The organism is Polyangiaceae bacterium (genome assembly GCA_015075635.1).
Lineage (GTDB): Bacteria > Myxococcota_A > Polyangia > Polyangiales > Polyangiaceae > JADJKB01.
Genome location: JABTUA010000003.1, coordinates 1,141,184 through 1,157,084, shown reverse-complemented (window position 1 = coordinate 1,157,084; position 15,901 = coordinate 1,141,184). Strand labels below are relative to the sequence as shown.

The window sequence follows — 15,901 nt, the reverse complement described above, 5'->3', positions numbered from 1 at the left end:
GGTCGCAGGCTGCACACACGGCCATGCTGGGCGCTCCGTCACTCCACCGTGACCGTCTTCGCCAAGTTGCGCGGCTGATCGACGTCCGTGCCCTTCAGATCCGCGATGTAATACGCGAGCAACTGCAGCGGCACCACGGCGGCGATGGGCTGCGTGACCTCCGGCATCTTGGGCAGCTCGAGCACGAACTGCGCCATGCGCTTGGCCTCCTGGTCGCCCTCGGTGGCGATGGCGATGACCTGGCCGTCGCGGGCGCGGACCTCCTGCACGTTCGACAGCGTCTTCTCGTACTGCCGGTCCTCGGGCATCACCACCACCACGGGCATGTGCTCGTCGATGAGCGCGATCGGCCCGTGCTTCATCTCGCCGGCGGCGTAGCCTTCGGCGTGGGCGTAGCTGATCTCCTTGAGCTTCAGCGCGCCCTCGAGCGCGATGGGGTAGCCGAGCCCGCGGCCCAGGAACAGCATGTGGTCGGCGTTGTACCAGTGGCGCGCGACCTTGTGGATTTCGCTCTTGCGCGCCAGCGCCCAGCGCATGTCGTTCGGCAGCTCGAGCAGCGCCTGGAGCACCGCGCGACCGCGCTCGGCGTCCAGCGTGCCCCGACGCCGGCCCAGGTAGACCGAGAGCAGGAGCAGCGCGACCAGCTGCGTGGTGAAGCACTTGGTCGAGGCCACGCCGATCTCGGGGCCCGCGTGGGTGTAGAGCGAGCCGTGGCTCACGCGAGGGATGGCGCTGTCGAGCACGTTGGCGATGGCGAGCACGCGGGCGCCGCCTTCACGAGCGGACTTCACCGCGGCCAGCGTGTCGGCGGTCTCGCCGGATTGGCTGACGGCGATCACCAGATCCTTGGGTCCGAACACCGGCTCGCGGTAGCGCACCTCGCTGGCCAGCTCGGTGTGAGCGGGGACCCGGGCGAGCTGCTCGAGCCAGTAGTGGCCAACGAGCGCGGCGTGGTGGCTGGTGCCACAGGCCACCAGCACGACACGTTCGATGTTCCGCGCGGCCTCGGCGGCCAGCCCCAGCTCGCCTTCGACGACGTCGCCGTCCGCCAGGCTGATGCGCCCGCGCAGCGTGTCCTCCACCGCGCGCGGCTGCTCGAAGATCTCCTTGAGCATGAAGTGCTTGAAGCCGCCCTTCTCGGCCTGCACCGCGCTCCAGTCGATGTGTTTCGGCGCGCGCTCCACCCGGGCGCCAGCCAAGGTCTCGATGCGCACGCCGCCGGAGGTGAGCTCCGCCATCTCGCCGTCCTCCAGGAACAGCATCTTGCGCGTGCTGCCGAGCAGCGCCGGGATGTCGCTGCCGCACAGGGTCTCGCCGTCGCCGATACCCACCACCAGCGGCGACGCGCTCTTGGCGATCACGATGCGGTCCGGCTCGCGGCGGGAGATGGCCGCTAGCGCGTAGGCGCCCCGAACCTGGCCGAGCGCCTGCCGCATCGCCGCGAACAGGCCAGGCGCTCCGGCCGTGAGCGCGCCGTTGATCAGGTGCGCCACGATCTCGGTGTCCGTGTCACTGGTGAAGCGCACGCCGCTCGCCTCGAGCTCGTGCTTCAGCTCCAGGTAGTTCTCGATGATGCCGTTGTGCACGACCGCGACGTCACCGGCGGCGTGCGGGTGGGCGTTCTGCTCGCTGGGCCGCCCGTGCGTCGCCCAGCGCGTGTGCCCGAGGCCCGTGCTGCCGCCTACGGCGTGGTGCTCCAGCGCGTTCGCCAGGTTCTCGAGCTTGCCCGCCGCGCGCACGATCTCGATCTGGGAGCCGTCGTGCACGGCTAGGCCTGCCGAGTCGTAGCCGCGGTACTCGAGCCGCCTGAGCCCGTCGAGCAGGATGGGAGCAGCCTTCTTGGGTCCGACGTAGCCGACGATGCCGCACATGCTGGTTTTCCTAGGTTCGCGCCGGGCCCAGGCCATTCAGCCGAGGCAAGGCCTCCGGTATTTCCCACCGGCGCGCCGAGAGGGCCAGTTTTCCGCCGGGAGGACCGGGAATCAGCCCTTCAGGGCCTCGGCGCCACCGATGATCTCCATGAGCTCGGTGGTGATCGCGGCCTGGCGGGCGCGGTTGTAGCTGAGCGTCAACCGGTCGATCATCTCGGCGGCGTTCTTGGTCGCCGAGTCCATCGCGGTCATACGGGCGCCGAGCTCGCTGGCCATGCTCTCGAGCAGCGAGCGAAGCACGCTGATCTCGACGTACATGGGAACCAAGCGCTCGAGCAACGCTTCCTTGTTCGGCTCGAAGATGAACTCGCGCTCGAGCGCCGGCTCCGCCGCCTCCTCGACCTCCGTGATGGGCAAGGGGAAGAGCGGTTCGCAGACCACACGCTGGGTCATCGCGCTCTTGAACTCGTTGTACACCAGCAGAATCGCGTCCACTTCGCCCGACAGGAACGGCTTCAGCACCACCCGCGCCACGGTGCGCGCTTGCTCGAGGTCGAGCCGGTCCCAGATGCCGGAGAAGACGTGCATCACCGGCGCGTTGCGGCGCTTGAAGTAGTCGCGCCCTTTGCGCCCGATGACGGCGATCTGCACCTTTTGCCCCTGCGCTTCGCGCTCGCGCCACTGGCGCTCTGCGAGCCTGAGGATGTTGGTGTTGAACGCGCCGCACAGACCGCGATCGCTGGTGATCACCAGGATGAGAACGTTGTTCTCGGCCCGGCGAGCCAGGAGCGGATGGTCCGCGTCCACGCCGCTGCCGCCGCCTTCTTCCAGGCGCCGGTTCGCCGCTGCCGTGACCTCCGCGAGAACGTGGCCGGTCTTCACGGCGTACGGACGGAGCGCCAGGATCCGCTGCTGAGCGCGATTCAGCCGCGCGCCGGCCACCATCTTCATGGCGCGCGTGATCTTCTGCGTGCTCTTGACGGAGCTGATGCGCTTACGAATCGCTTTGAGGTTGGCCACGCCTGCGCTCCCGGCTCATTCCTCTTCGGCGCTGGCGACGAAATTCTTCACGAATTTCTTCAGCACCTTGTCGAGCTTCTTCTTGATCTCGTCGGTGATCTCGCGCTTGTCACGGATGTCGCTCCACAGGTCGGGGTGCTTCTCGTCGATGTGACGGTACAGCTCCTGCTCGAACTCCTTGAGCGACTCGACGGGCAGCTTGTCCACGAAGCCGCCGGTGCCCGCGTAGACGATGACCACCTGCTTCTCGACCGGCAGCGGCACGTATTGGCCCTGCTTGAGCAGCTCGGTGAGGCGCTGCCCGCGCTCGAGCTGCGCCCGGGTCGAGGCGTCCAGATCGCTGGCGAACTGCGCGAAGGCCGCCATCTCGCGGAACTGCGCCAGATCCAGGCGCAGCGTGCCGGCGTACTTCTTCATCGCCTTGATCTGGGCGTTGCCGCCCACGCGGCTGACGCTGATGCCGACGTTGATGGCCGGGCGCACGCCCGAGTAGAACAGGTCGCCTTCCAGGAAGATCTGACCGTCCGTGATGGAGATCACGTTGGTGGGGATGTACGCCGAGACGTCGCCCGCCTGGGTCTCGATGATGGGCAGCGCGGTCAAGGAGCCACCGGAGTACGGATCGCGGGCGACCTCGAGCTCGTCCTTGTTGCTCTGCTCCCCGAGCGACTTCTCGGCTTCGTGCTTGCCCTCCTCGCCGAGGTGCGTCTTGCCGTCCACGCCCTTGAAGCTCCAGTCGCCCGGGGGAACCGTCTGACCCTTCTTCACCACGAACCAGCGGTGAGCCAGCTTGGCGGCGCGCTCGAGCAGGCGCGAGTGGATGTAGAACACGTCGCCCGGATACGCCTCGCGGCCCGGTGGGCGGCGCAAGAGCAGGGACATCTGGCGGTAGGCGACGGCTTGCTTCGAGAGGTCGTCGTAGATGCAGAGGGCGTGGCGGCCGCTGTCGCGGAAGTACTCGCCGATGGTCACGCCGGTGTACGGCGCCAGGAACTGGAGCGGCGCCGTCTCGGTCGCCGTGGCCATGACCACCGTGGTGTAGTCCATGGCGCCGTGGGCCTTCAGCTTCTCGACCACCTGCGCCACGGTCGAGGCCTTCTGCCCGATGGCGACGTAGACGCAGAAGACGTCCTTGCCCTTCTGGTTGATGATGGTGTCGATGGCGATGGCCGTCTTGCCGGTCTGGCGGTCGCCGATGATGAGCTCGCGCTGGCCGCGGCCGATGGGGATCATGGCGTCGATGGCCTTGAGCCCGGTCTGGAGCGGCTCCTTCACCGGCTGGCGACCGATGATGCCCGGCGCCTTGATCTCGATGCGGCGGCGCTGATTGCTCTCGATGGGGCCCTTGCCGTCGATGGGCTGACCGAGCGCGTTCACCACGCGGCCCATCACGGCCTCGCCGACGGGGACCTCGGCGATGCGGCCGGTGCGCTTGACGGTGTCACCTTCCTTCACCGCGGTCGCGTCGCCGAGCACCGCGATGCCGACGTTGTCCTGCTCCAGGTTGAGCACCAGGCCGAAGATGCCGCCCGGGAACTCGACCAGCTCGCCGGACATGGCGCCTTCCAGGCCATGGACGCGCGCGATGCCGTCACCGCTGGTGAGCACCGTCCCCGTCTCGGTGACCACGGCGGCGCGATCGAAGTTCTGGATCTGCTTCTTGATGATTTGGCTGATTTCGTCGGCGCTGAGCTGCATGGTATTTTTCCTAAATCTTCAAGCCTGGAGCAAAGACCTCTCCAAAGCCTGCAACCGCCCCTTCAAGCTCCCGTCGATGGTGTTGTCCCCGATCTTGGTCACCACGCCGGCGATCAAGCTCGGGTCTTGCGCGCGCTCGATGACCACCTTCATGCGGGTCTTGGCCTCGAGCTTCTGCGCGAGCTTGGAGTAGAAGTCCTCCGTCATCGGCGCCGCGGTGACGACCTTGGCACGGACGATCCCGGCCTTCTCGTCGGCCAGGCCGCCGAGCCGCTTGGCGACGTCCTGCAAGGCGGAGAGCCGGCGCCGCTGCGCCAGCAGGCGAACGGCGTTCAGCCCGAGCTCCGTCAGGCCGAGGCGCGTGCCCACCTCCTTGATCACGGCATCGCGCTGCTCTTCGGGGATGAGCGGGTTCTCGCCCACCATGCGCAGCTCGCGGCTCGAGGCGTAGACCGCGGCGAACTGGCGAACCTGGTCGGTCAGCTGGGTGAGCTGGCCGGTCTCGACCCCGAGCTCGAAGATGGCGCGGGCGTAGCGTTCGATGACGGCGGAGCTGATCACGCCTGACCTCCCTTGGTGACGACGGCCTTGTCGAGCGCGGCCAGGTACTCGTCTGCCAGACGCGCGTGGTCCGCAGCGCCGATCTCCTTGGTCAGCCGCTCCCCCGCGGTCTTCACCGCGCCTTCGACGGCCTCGCGTATCAGGTCCTGGCGAGCTGCCTTGAGCTCCTGCTCGATCAGGATGCGTGCGTCGCGCTCCATGCGCAGGCTGCGCTCCTTGGCCTCCGCCAGGATCCGAGCGCGCTCCGCCTGGCCGGCTTCGCGCATCTCGCGCTTGAGGCGCTCGACCTCCTCGTCGATGTGAGCGAGCTTCTCCTCGTAGTCGGCGAGGCGGTCCGCTGCTTCTTCCTTCATGCGCGCGGCGTCGTCCATGCCTTGCATGATCGCGGCCTTGCGCTTCTTGAGCGCGTCGGTCAGCGGGCGGCGGCCCACCCGGAAGATCACGTAGAAGAGGATGGCCGTGTTGAGCAGCATCGCGCCGAGCGGCGGCTGCATCCCCTTGGGGCGGAACAGCAGGTTCGGCTCCTGGGTGTCGGTCTCCGCGAGCATGCCGTAGAACCAGTTGATGGGCCCCGGACCGTGGTCCTCGCCGTGTGCCCCCTCCGCGTCCGGCGAACCGTGAGCTGCGGTGGCAGCGGCCGGCGCGGACTTCTCGGCCCAGGCCGCGCTGGTGAAGAGCAGCGCGAGCGCCGCCAGGAGCGCGGGTACGAGCAGCTGGACGCGCTTCATCAGCTCACCTCCCGGCCGAGCACGCGCGTCGCGACCGCGCCCGCGATCTGCTCCGTCTGCCGGCCGAGATCGACGCGAATCGCGCCGATTTCCGCCTCGATCTTCTTGCGCCCATCCTCCACCACCCGCGTCGAGACGGCGCGGGCCTCGCGCAGGATCTCCGCCTCGAGCTTCGTGGTCTCGGCGCGCAGGTGATCGCGTTCCTCGGCGGCGACGCGGTGGATCTTCTCGAGCTCGGCCTCGTAGCGCCGCAAGAGCTGGCCGGCCTCCTCCTGCATCGTCCGGGCCTCGGCACGCGCGCCGTCGGTGCGCTTCTCGCGCTCTTCGAAGACCTTCAGTACGGGGTCGAACAGCAGCGGCTTGAGAACCAGGATGAGCACCACGAAGATGCACATCTGCAAGACGAAGGTCTTGTCGAAGTCGATGCTGATCCCCCCGCTCATCGCGGCGCCGAGCATGGGATTTCCGATCATCGGTTTGTCCGAATCCGCCGAATCGGGTTGGAGACCGAGGGAGCTACTGCCACGCACTCGGGCCCTGGCCGACGGCGCGCGCGAAGTACCACCTCGCGTCCGGCGTGTCTAGCGCAGTGCGTGATGAGGCGGAGGCTCTGGAATTTCTACGTCTTTCGCCCAATCCGGGGGTTCGCGCAGCCGGCGCAGCGCGGGGCTCGTCAGGCGCCCCAGTGCGACGGCATACGCCTCCTGCCCAGGCGGCGCGTCCGCGCCGGGCTCGACGTCGAGCAGGGGCCGCAGGGCGAAAGTCCGCTCGGCGAGCCGCTCGTGGGGGACCGAGAGACCGGGCTCCACCAGCCAGAGTCCCTGTCCCCAGAGGATGTCGAGGTCCAGCGTCCGGGGGCCCCAGCGTTCGCGGCGCTCCCGACCGAGCTTTCGCTCGATTTCGAGCAGGCCGCCGAGCAGTTGCCGAGGGTCTGGGTCAGCGTCCAGGGCGACCGCGGCGTTCAGAAAGGGACCCTGCTCCGGCCCGCCCCAGGCGTCGGATTCGTACACCGCCGATCGGGCGCCGAGCCGGCCCAGCTCCGCGAGACGGCGAAGCCCGCGCTCGAGCTGAGTCAGGCGGTCCCCCATGTTCGAGCCCAGGCCAATCACGTAGCGCCGGTGCGTGGGCATTGCGGAGGGCCAGGGTAGCGCGTTATCGAAGGGGCATGCTCGGGCTGACGCCCGGTGAGGCGTTCGTGGTCGGCTTCGTCGTCGTGGCCGTGATTTCTGCGGGCTGGTGGCCTCGCGCCGGCGCCGCCATCGGCGCAGCGCTCGCGGGTAAACGCGGGGGTACCCCCGCGGCCGAGGACGACCCGCCGGCCTGATTCCGGCCAAGAGGTCGCGGAGGGGCCCGGGTCTAACGTAGACTGCGAGCCACCGTGGGATCAGAATTCTCGGGCGGCGAACCCAGCTCGTCGCGCGAAGAGCAGCTCATCTTCATGAGTGACGCCTCGGCGGAAGCCGAGCGGCTGATGAGCGCCCTCAGAAACCGCGGCTACTCGGTGGTCGAGGTGCCGCTGGCACTACTGGTCGGGCGGGTCTCGGTGCAGAAGCCCGCGCTGATCTTGTGCGACGTGGACGCCGCACCGGCGCTCGAGCAGGTCCGCCGACTGCGCGAGGTGCCCGGCGGCAACCAGGTCGACATCGTGTTCTTCGGTCAACCTAGCCGCACGCTCGACGAGCTGCGCGACGAAGTCTTCCACGAGTCGAGCGGGTTCTTCGTGCGCCCGGTCGACACGTTCGGCCTGCTCCGCAAGGTCGAGGCCCTGATCGGTCCGCCCTCGAACCCCGAGCCCGCGCGCGCGATGAGCGGACCGTCGAGCCGTCCGCCCGCGTCGCTGCCCCGCGCCGACTCCGCGCGACCACCCGCGCCCAGCGCGCCGAACGTGGCGATCACGCCGAGCCCGCCGACGCCGCCGAGCGCCCAGCACCCGCCCAGCGTGCCGAGCCCGCAGGTCGCGTCGACGACCCCGCCGCGTGCGCCCGCCAAGCCCTCCCCCATCCCGAGCTCGGGCCCGAGCTCGCTGCCGCCGGCCCACTCATCGGGCCCACCGATGCGCTCGAGCTCGATGCCGTCACCAGCGCCGAGCCTGCCGCAGCCCATCCCGCTGGGCTTCGGCGTCGAGCCGGAGGTGACCCGCGCAGCGCTCGGGCGCCAGATCCCGCAGTCCGAGATCAGCGCGGAGCTCGAGGGGATCCTGGCCCGCGCCGAGCAGCGCGTGGGGGGCCCCGAGGGCTCGGTGCGCGTGCCGGCGTCGATCCGGCTGACTCCCGAAGCCGAGGTGGACGCCGTGCTGCCAGCGGACGTGCTGTCGGCGCTCGACGAGCCCCTCGATGTCGACGAAGACGATGGCGACGAGGGCGGCGGCACCGGCACCGGCGGCGGCTCGGCCTCGGGCGGCGGCGGCCGTACTGGTCTGCACACCGGGGTCGGCACCGGTGCGGGTGCGCGAACCGGCGCCGGCACCGGTGTCGGAGCGCTGCTCGGGGTGACCGCGCCGGGGCCCGACCTGCGCGGGGCTGCGGGCCCCACGGCGGCGCCTCCGCGCCGGGACTCGGTGGAGATGCCACCGCTCGATCTGCGCCCACCGCCCGAGGCGGAAGAGCCGCCGAAGACGCCACCCGCGGTCCCCACCCGCCCGCCGGAGCCCCCGAGTTGGCCGCCGCCCATGAGCGCGCTCAGCGCCATGACCAGTGTGGAGGCGAAGCCCACCAGCGGCCGCGAGCACGAAGTTCACACGGCGGTGCTCCGGCCGACACCGCTCCCGCCCGCGCCGACTCCGGAAGGTCTCCGCCTCGGTCGCGTCACGCAAGCGGGCGCGCCGCCCACCTCGATCCCGGAGCCGCCGAAGTCGGTCCCGCTCGAGATCCCGCAGGCCCTCGGGCGCGGCGACAGCGCGCTCGGCCTGGCGCGCGCCATTCGCTCGCGCTTCTCCGGGGCCGTGGCGTTCGAGAGCGACGCCGGCATCCGCCGCGTGGTGCTGCGCGACGGAGACTTCGTGACCGCCGCGTCGGGCATCGCCAACGAATCGCTGGTTGCCTTCCTCACCGAGCGGGGGACGCTCGCTCCGGACGTGCAGAAGTCGCTGGGGCACAAGCTGCCGCCGTTCGGGCGCCACGCCGGCGCCGCGCTCATCGCACACGGACACCTGCGTCAGGACGAGCTCTGGCCGGTGCTCCGCGCGCACGCCGAGTGGCTGGTTGGTCGCGTGCTCGAGATGACGGCTGGGGCCGCGGGACTCGAGGTGGACGTGCCCGCGCGCCTCCAGGCGGAGCCTGCGGTGTTCGGCGGCGCCACTGGAGCCGAGGTGTACGTCGAGATCGTGCGGCGCATCGTCTCCCCGGACGAGGCCTTGGCCCGGCTCGGCGGCGCGCGGGCGCGGCTGGTGGACGGGCCCAACCCTGCGCTGCTCGGCGAGTGCGCGCTCGCGCCGGAGGAGGGCACGCTGGTCACCCGAGCCAAGGCCGCCACGCTCGGCGAGGTGCTGGGCGCCGGCTCCAAGCCCGACCTGCCCGCCGTGCTCTACGCCTTGGTCCAGCTCGGCGTGCTCGAGGCGCTCGCGCCGGCAGCGAGCCCGGGCCCGCGAAAGGCCGAGGGGCCGCGCGCCTACGACGCGCTGGACGAGCAGGCCCTCCGCTCGCGCATCCTGGCGCGCAAGGCGCTGGTGGAGGAGGGCGACTACTTCGCGCTGCTCGGCGTCGGCAAGAGCGCGACCAGCTACGACGTGCAGCGCGCCTACACCGAGCTCCGGCGCGAGTTCGAGCCGAGCCGCATCCTGACCGCCAGCACCGCGAACCTACGCGACGAGGTCGACCTCATCCTCGAGGTCCTCGACGAGGCCTACGAGATCCTCTCGGACCAGCTCAGGCGCGAGCGGTACCGCCGCGCGCTGGAAGCAACTCCGAGCTGAGCTCCCGAGTAGAGGCTAGTGCGAGTGCACGTGCGTGCGCGTGAGCGCGCGCCGGTTCAGGACGTGGGCGGCTACCAGCACCGTCCCGCCGAGGGCCGTCATCGCGGACTCGACCACGAGCGAGAGCCCCGGGGCGAACGCCGCCCCCGAGAGCAGCGTCACGCCCGCGGCACCGAGCGCTGGCACGTGCCGCAGCCGGTGCACCCGGTAGCCCGGAGCGAACGCCAGGATGGCCACCAAGAGCACGACCACCGCCAGCACCTCGTGCAGGCCGTCCTTCGCCAGGAACGAGAGCCCGAACGCCGGGAGCAGGCCGAGCACGAGGGGGACCGCGATGCAGTGCGCCACGCAGGCGATGCTGACGATCATGCCCAGCGTGTCCCAGCGGCGGACTCGCACTTCGATTTCGGCCTCGGATGCGCTCACGGAAGAGGGGAACCTTTAGCCCACGCCTCGGCTTCGTTCAAACCGGACCGGGAGCTAGTGGATGAATTTCGGGTTCTCGACGTCCTCCGACGTGCAGCCCGCCGGGCCCACCATCGGGTTGCAGCGCGACGGGGTGCCGCCGGGGATCTCCACCACGTAGTCCACGCCCTGAACGGGCGCGGGGTAGTCCGTGCTGACCAGCTGCGCGCCGCTGGCGAGCGCCGCGTCGCGCTTGCTGGTGTCCCCGGCGAAGGGCTCGACGTTGTCGGAATCGGCGCGCGTGCGCACGATGAAGCCCTGCTTCACCGCCTCGCCAATCGCGGCCGAGGTCGGATCGTTCAGCACGTAGGTCGCCTCGAAGTCGGCGCCCGGCTCCGAGTCGACGAACATCAGCCGACCGTCCAGGTTCTTCTCACCGCGGGTGTAGGCCGCGCGCCAGGGACCGCTCTCGTCCACGAAGAACAGGATCTTGCCGCGCACCTCGCCCAGCGTGGGCCAGCCGCTCGTGACGATGGCTTCGCGCAGCGTGGCCGCGCCGCCGCGCACGTCGTCGGGCTTGATGATGCGGTCCTTCGACCACTTCGACAGGATCTCCGCCTCGAGGGCGCTGAAGCGCTCCTCGGGATCCGCCGGCAGGCCGTCCTTGGGCTCGACCTGCACGAAGATCGGGTGGTGGGCCGGGTTCTTCTTCGACCAGCTGGCGAGCGCCGCGAGACAGTCGACGAAGCGCCGGCAGTTCGACTGCTCGTCGATGACGGGAATGTGGATCACGTAGTGCTCACCGCTCTCTTCGTCCCAGCGCGTGTCGAGCTCGAACTGGCGCACGCCCTGCTCGGCCAGCTGCTGCCCGAGCGGCAGGTGAGTGTACTTCAGCGCGGCCACGGTCATGCCCTCGGCCTCGACGTGGTAGCTGTTGTGCGAGCCCTTGGCTTGCAGCTGGTTCAAGCGCAGCTCGCCGTCCTTCGGGTACTCGAACTTCTGGCTCTCGCTGCCAGCGTCGTCGTCCCCTCCGCACCCCACCAGGCAAGCGCCGAGCGCCGCGGCCGAGATCGCCCTTGCCAAATCCATTCGGCAAGAATAGCGCGCGGGGTCCCGGCGGAGAAATCGTGGTAGCCTGAGCGCCGTGCTCGGGCTTCGACGGACGCTGACTGGGACCACGCTCGCCGCTCTGACCTGGACTGGGTCGGCGCTCGCCGACGCCGGCGCCGACGCCGGCGCGGGCCCTTGGGACGTGCTGGCCGAGTACTGCAGCGCCACCGACCTGGAGTGTACGAGCGCGAAGCTCTCCTACGCCAAGACCGTCAAGCTGCCGATCGCTTTCGACTTCGACACCGGCTGGGTGCCGCAGGGCAGCGATCTTCAGGTGCGCTTCTTCCTGAAGATCCCCGCCAGCACAACGGTCGAGATGGACGGTGCGCTCCAGACGACCTGGCCGGAGGCGATGACGCTGGCCACGCCGGGCGGCACGCACGGCCTCCTGAAGTTCGACTACGGCCTGGAGCTCGGCGCCAAGGCCAAGCTGGACGTCTCGGTGATCGGCGTGCCGGTGAAGTGGGAGGGCGACATCCCCTACGTGCCGCAGATCGACTTTCACCTGAAGGCGGAGACGAATTTCGCGCCCTGGGCGTTCGCGCCGGACGTGGCCACGGCCACCGGGTCGAGCCCGAAGCTCCGCATGTTCGAGGTCAACCTGCTCGACATGCTGGGGATCCCGAGCCAGATCAGCAAAGGCGGCGTGGCCCTGGACATCTCGGGCGATCTCACCGCGAAGTACCAGACCGAACGCATCCGCATCGAGCCGGCCAAGGTCACCGAGCCGCCGATCACCAAGCAGGACGGCACGACCCAGCGCGCGTTCCCCGGCGGCGCCTTCGTCGAGTACGACGTGTTCCCCGAAGGCCGCGTGGACTACTCGGGCACGCTGCACCTGATCCCCACCTTCTTCATCGAGGTGCTGGGCAAGGACTTCAACATCCCGGTCGTGGACATCCCGGTGTCGTTCGACATCGGCAAGCAGGACTACGTGTTCGACGCCGTGCGCGTGCACGTGCCCTTGCCGGATCTCGAAGACGTCGTGGAGTCGCTCGACTTCGGCAGCGTGAAGGTCGGCGAGGACAAGACGCTGACCTTCACCCTGGCGAACGTGGGGGAGGCCAAGGCCCGGGCCACCGGCTTCTTCGACTCCACGGCGCCCAAGGCCTTCTCGACCCCGACCACCGAGGTCCTGATCGAGTCGCAGAAATCGGCGACCTACAGCGTGAAGTTTTCGCCGGACAAGTCGGGCAAGCTCTCGAGCGTGCTCACCCTGGTGACCAACGATCCGGACGAGCGCTTCTTGAAGGTAGCCCTCTCCGGCACCGGCCTCGGCACCGGCGCCGCAGACGCCGGGCCCTCCGCCTCGGACGAGGCGGGCGACGAAGGCGGCTGCGGCTGCCGGGTCGGCGGAGGCTCGGGCACGCCCTCTTACGGGGTCCTGGTGCTCCTCGGCCTGATCGCCGTCCGCCGGGTCGGGCGCAGGCCTCGGCGCTGAAGCGACTCCCAGGTCAGAGCTTCAGCAGCTCCGCCTCCACGCCCGCTCGCACGAGCAGCCCGCCGCCGTAGACGTTCGCTCCGTCGATCTGCTCCCAGCCGTTCTGAAAGTACGCGTTGTCGAAGCGCGCGATGACGTTGAAGAACGCGCCGACGCGCGCCGACACGGGAAACCAGAGCTCGGGGCCCAATTGCAGGGTCCACCCGCTCGCGACGACCGTCGCGCCCCTGGCCGCTCGCTGATCTTCGTGCCACGAGCGGGAGTAGCCGAACCCGCCGAGGAGCCACAGCCCGCCGCTCCCGAGCCGAACGACGCGTCCGGTCACCTCGATCGGGACTGCCAAGCTGCGGACTCGAACCTCGCCGACCTCGGTATCGAAGACCCACTCGTAGGAGGGGGCGACTCCCACGCCGACTCCTTCCGTGGCCAAGAAGCGGGCACGCGCGAAAGCACCAACGGATCGGGGTGCGCTCGCTTCCTCGTAGTACCCGTCGCCCGAGGGGAAGCCGTTGATGACGAACGCACCGAAGATTGGACCTCCGCCGGCAAGCACCGCCCTCGGACGAGGGGTCGGCTCGTCGGGCGGGCCAGCCACGGCGCTACGGGCACTGACCCAGTGGAGGAGCACACAGGCAAGCGTTCCACTCGGAATACGCTTCCAAGCACGCCGGGGTCGCGTCCGGGGTTCTTGCCCACCCGCCTTCGCAGACGTCGTTGCCGGAACGGTGGCTTGGCGCACTGAAGGTCGAGTCAGATGTCGCCCTTCCTGAAGCGCTCGTGGAGCTTCCGCGCGCGCTCGGGGAGGAAATCGACGTTCAGTCTCCAGATGGCGTGCAGCCACTCGAGCTTCTGCTCCGCCGGGAGCGCCCTGTAGGCGCGCAGCTCCTCCAGGGTGTGGACATGCCGGTAGCCTCTTCGGCGCGGGTCGCCCGAGTCGGTCATTCGTCCTTCAAGATCCTCTCGAGCGCGTCGATGTCCGCCAGGTCCTGCTCACGGCCGGCCACCGCCTTCATCCGCAAGAGGGCGCTGATGGACGCGATGCGGACGCGGAGGCCGAGGGCTTCGATGACGTCCGCGGTACGCTCGAGCTCCTCATACGGCACCGGGGAGCTCACCAGGATGTCGGCGTTCCGCAAGGGGTTGTTCGGGTCTTGGAAGGTGTACGCCTTCAGGTTTCGGTTCTCGACCCAGTCCCTCAGCGTGTCCGGCTCCGCGAGGCGCTCCGGCGGCTCCGGAAGCCTTGGCCTGAGGCCGATGCCCATGAAGGCGTCGGCGACGGCGCGAACGTTTTCAGCGCTGAGCTCGATGGCGATGTCGAGATCTGCCGTCGGGCGTGGCACGCCTTGCAGGTTCACGGCGACGCCCCCCACCACTACGAAACGCGCGCCGGCCTGGGACAGCGCCCGCAAGGCGTCGTGGTAGAAGAGCTCGGGCACACGGCCAGCATACCACCTGGCCCCGGGCTTCCTCGGCCCGGTCGCCGTCCGCCGGGTCGGGCGCAGGCAGCGTCGCTAGAAAAATCTGCAAGCCCGCCCGCGAGCCGGGTCAATGGGGCGATGGCGGCGATCAGCAAGCGGACGCCGGCGATCGCCATCGTGGCGGGCCTCGTGCTCGCGGCCTGCGCACAAGCGACGGGCGTCGGAGAGGAGGAGCAGAGCGCCATAGGAGCGGGTGGCGGGGTGGGCACGCCGGGCTGCCAGCCCGAGAGCGGGTGCTCGGCGTGCACGGGGTGCATTGCCGCTTGCGTCTGCTCGACCGGCGACAAGGTCGGCTGCGTGGAGTCTTGCGGCCCTCCGGGTGACCCACCGCCGCCTCCCAACCCCCCGCCGACAGCCGGCGGCGGGGGCGAGCCGAACCCCGGCGGCGGCGGTAGCCCGAACGGCGGCGGCAGCTCGAACGGCGGCGCCCCGAGCGGCGGCGGCAGCAGCTCCAGCGGCGGCGCCCCGAGCACGGGTAGCGGCGGCGCGACCGCGAGCGGCGGCGCTGGAGGCGGGCCGACAGGCGGCACCAACTGCGTCTATCCGAGCGGTCCTTACGGCGTCTCCGTGGGCAAGGTCGTCGATCCAAAGCTCTCCTGGCAGGGCTACGTGAAGGGCTCGGCGACGCCGACCACGATCTCGATCAGCGACTACTTCGACTGCGACGGCACCCGGGGAGTGAACGCCTTGTTCCTGTCCCAGGCCGCGCTCTGGTGCGGGGCCTGCCAGACCGAGGCCTCGGCGCTGAACGGGCACATGTCCGGCGGCTGGACGCAGAAGGGCATCGAGGTCCTGGTCTTGGTCATCGAGGACAAGCTGGGGAACCCGGCTCAGCTCAAGCACGCGGAGAGCTGGAAGAACACCTTCAAGGCCCAGGGCTGGAGCGTCGCGGCGGATCCCGCCTTCAGCTTCCAGGGGCCCGGGTCGAACGGCTTGCCCTTGGGCATCATCGTCGATCCGCGGACGATGAAGGTCGTCGACAAGAGCTCGGGCTACGACCCGTACAACACGACGCTGGTGCAGCTCGCGACCAAGAACGGCAAGTGAGGCTCAGGCGGCGAGGCTCGCGAAGACGCGACTCTGGACCGCCGCCGGGCGCGCGACCAGGCGCCCGAGGTACGGCTCGACCTTCGCGCGCTCGATCAGCCCGCACTGGACCGCGAGCCTGAGGCTGTAGCCGCCCAGCACGTCGGCGACGCTGAAGCGCTCGCCGCACAGGTACCCCTCGCGCGGCAGCCGCTCGGCGACCACGCCGAGCTTGAAGCGCAGGCCCTTCTCGTGGAGCGCGAAGTACTCCGGCCCCAGGATCCCCGCGCGGCTCACCGCGCACTCCACCAGCCGCGCCTCCAGCGTCTCGCCGAACGCCGCCAGCCAGAACAGGTAGCCGCGCCGCTCCGGCTCGCCGCGCGCCACCCAGAGCTTCGGCTCGTCGAAGGCCTCCGCCAGCGTGTGGCAGATCGCCGTGCTCTCGGTGAGGATCTCACCGCGGAACTTCACCGTGGGGATGTGCGCGAAGGGGTTCAGCTCCGTGTAGGGTGGCTTCCGGTTGTCTCCGGGCCGCACGCCGACCTCCTCGATCTCGAGGCCCAGCTCCCGCGCCGTCCAGCGCACCTTGCCGCTGCGATCGTCGTCTCCGAAACCGTAGAGCGTGATGGACTCGGGCATGGGCTCGCCAGGCT

17 protein-coding genes are annotated in these 15,901 nt (G+C 69.8%); 4 read left to right on the top strand and 13 right to left on the bottom strand.

The window, feature by feature from the left end; all coding sequences use genetic code 11:
* Positions 1 to 38: 38 nt before the first annotated feature.
* The 7 genes from glmS to folK form a co-directional block, all read right to left on the bottom strand.
* Entirely contained in the window at positions 39 to 1,871 is a 1,833-nt protein-coding gene (glmS, locus tag HS104_35750; GenBank protein ID MBE7485309.1) for a glutamine--fructose-6-phosphate transaminase (isomerizing), read from the bottom strand.
* A 111-nt stretch (positions 1,872 to 1,982) separates the two neighbouring features.
* Positions 1,983 to 2,891 carry an ATP synthase F1 subunit gamma gene (gene atpG / locus HS104_35745; GenBank protein ID MBE7485308.1) on the bottom strand — a complete coding sequence of 303 codons (909 nt, stop codon included), beginning with the start codon at positions 2,889 to 2,891 and terminating at the stop codon, positions 1,983 to 1,985.
* 15 nt (positions 2,892 to 2,906) lie between these two features.
* Positions 2,907 to 4,589 (bottom strand): F0F1 ATP synthase subunit alpha, encoded by a 1,683-nt coding sequence (locus HS104_35740; GenBank protein MBE7485307.1) that lies wholly within the window; start codon positions 4,587 to 4,589, stop codon positions 2,907 to 2,909.
* An 18-nt stretch (positions 4,590 to 4,607) separates the two neighbouring features.
* Positions 4,608 to 5,150: an ATP synthase F1 subunit delta gene (atpH, locus tag HS104_35735; protein ID MBE7485306.1), complete on the bottom strand. Its 543-nt coding sequence runs from the start codon at positions 5,148 to 5,150 to the stop codon at positions 4,608 to 4,610.
* Entirely contained in the window at positions 5,147 to 5,878 is a 732-nt protein-coding gene (locus tag HS104_35730; protein MBE7485305.1) for an ATP synthase F0 subunit B, read from the bottom strand. The genes atpH and HS104_35730 overlap by 4 nt, the downstream gene beginning before the upstream one ends.
* Complete coding sequence (locus HS104_35725; protein MBE7485304.1) at positions 5,878 to 6,351, bottom strand: ATP synthase F0 subunit B; 474 nt, start codon at positions 6,349 to 6,351, stop codon at positions 5,878 to 5,880. The genes HS104_35730 and HS104_35725 overlap by 1 nt, the downstream gene beginning before the upstream one ends.
* Positions 6,352 to 6,459: 108 nt before the next feature.
* On the bottom strand, positions 6,460 to 7,008 hold the full coding sequence (folK, locus tag HS104_35720; GenBank protein ID MBE7485303.1) for a 2-amino-4-hydroxy-6-hydroxymethyldihydropteridine diphosphokinase: 549 nt from the start codon (positions 7,006 to 7,008) through the stop codon (positions 6,460 to 6,462).
* A 35-nt stretch (positions 7,009 to 7,043) separates the two neighbouring features.
* On the opposite strand from folK, the gene HS104_35715 reads away from it, so the two are divergent.
* Positions 7,044 to 7,202 carry a hypothetical protein gene (locus HS104_35715; GenBank protein ID MBE7485302.1) on the top strand — a complete coding sequence of 53 codons (159 nt, stop codon included), beginning with the start codon at positions 7,044 to 7,046 and terminating at the stop codon, positions 7,200 to 7,202.
* Positions 7,203 to 7,316: 114 nt separating this feature from the next.
* Positions 7,317 to 9,788: a hypothetical protein gene (locus HS104_35710; protein MBE7485301.1), complete on the top strand. Its 2,472-nt coding sequence runs from the start codon at positions 7,317 to 7,319 to the stop codon at positions 9,786 to 9,788.
* Positions 9,789 to 9,803: 15 nt separating this feature from the next.
* Here HS104_35710 and HS104_35705 read toward each other — a convergent pair whose 3' ends face one another.
* Positions 9,804 to 10,214 carry a MerC domain-containing protein gene (locus HS104_35705; protein ID MBE7485300.1) on the bottom strand — a complete coding sequence of 137 codons (411 nt, stop codon included), beginning with the start codon at positions 10,212 to 10,214 and terminating at the stop codon, positions 9,804 to 9,806.
* A gap of 54 nt (positions 10,215 to 10,268) precedes the next feature.
* Positions 10,269 to 11,282 (bottom strand): hypothetical protein, encoded by a 1,014-nt coding sequence (locus HS104_35700; protein MBE7485299.1) that lies wholly within the window; start codon positions 11,280 to 11,282, stop codon positions 10,269 to 10,271.
* 55 nt (positions 11,283 to 11,337) lie between these two features.
* On the opposite strand from HS104_35700, the gene HS104_35695 reads away from it, so the two are divergent.
* Complete coding sequence (locus tag HS104_35695; protein MBE7485298.1) at positions 11,338 to 12,744, top strand: hypothetical protein; 1,407 nt, start codon at positions 11,338 to 11,340, stop codon at positions 12,742 to 12,744.
* A 13-nt stretch (positions 12,745 to 12,757) separates the two neighbouring features.
* On the opposite strand, the gene HS104_35690 is transcribed toward HS104_35695, so the two are convergent.
* The 3 genes from HS104_35690 to HS104_35680 form a co-directional block, all read right to left on the bottom strand.
* On the bottom strand, positions 12,758 to 13,153 hold the full coding sequence (locus HS104_35690; GenBank protein MBE7485297.1) for a hypothetical protein: 396 nt from the start codon (positions 13,151 to 13,153) through the stop codon (positions 12,758 to 12,760).
* Positions 13,154 to 13,494: 341 nt separating this feature from the next.
* Entirely contained in the window at positions 13,495 to 13,686 is a 192-nt protein-coding gene (locus HS104_35685; GenBank protein MBE7485296.1) for a hypothetical protein, read from the bottom strand.
* Positions 13,683 to 14,180: a hypothetical protein gene (locus HS104_35680; protein ID MBE7485295.1), complete on the bottom strand. Its 498-nt coding sequence runs from the start codon at positions 14,178 to 14,180 to the stop codon at positions 13,683 to 13,685. Before HS104_35680 ends, HS104_35685 begins: the two co-directional genes overlap by 4 nt.
* A 120-nt stretch (positions 14,181 to 14,300) precedes the next feature.
* Here HS104_35680 and HS104_35675 point away from each other — a divergent pair, with 120 nt between their 5' ends.
* Positions 14,301 to 15,269, top strand: coding sequence for a hypothetical protein (locus tag HS104_35675; GenBank protein ID MBE7485294.1), 969 nt, complete (start codon positions 14,301 to 14,303; stop codon positions 15,267 to 15,269).
* A gap of 3 nt (positions 15,270 to 15,272) precedes the next feature.
* Here HS104_35675 and HS104_35670 read toward each other — a convergent pair whose 3' ends face one another.
* Positions 15,273 to 15,887 carry a glutathione S-transferase family protein gene (locus HS104_35670; protein MBE7485293.1) on the bottom strand — a complete coding sequence of 205 codons (615 nt, stop codon included), beginning with the start codon at positions 15,885 to 15,887 and terminating at the stop codon, positions 15,273 to 15,275.
* Positions 15,888 to 15,901: the final 14 nt, after the last annotated feature.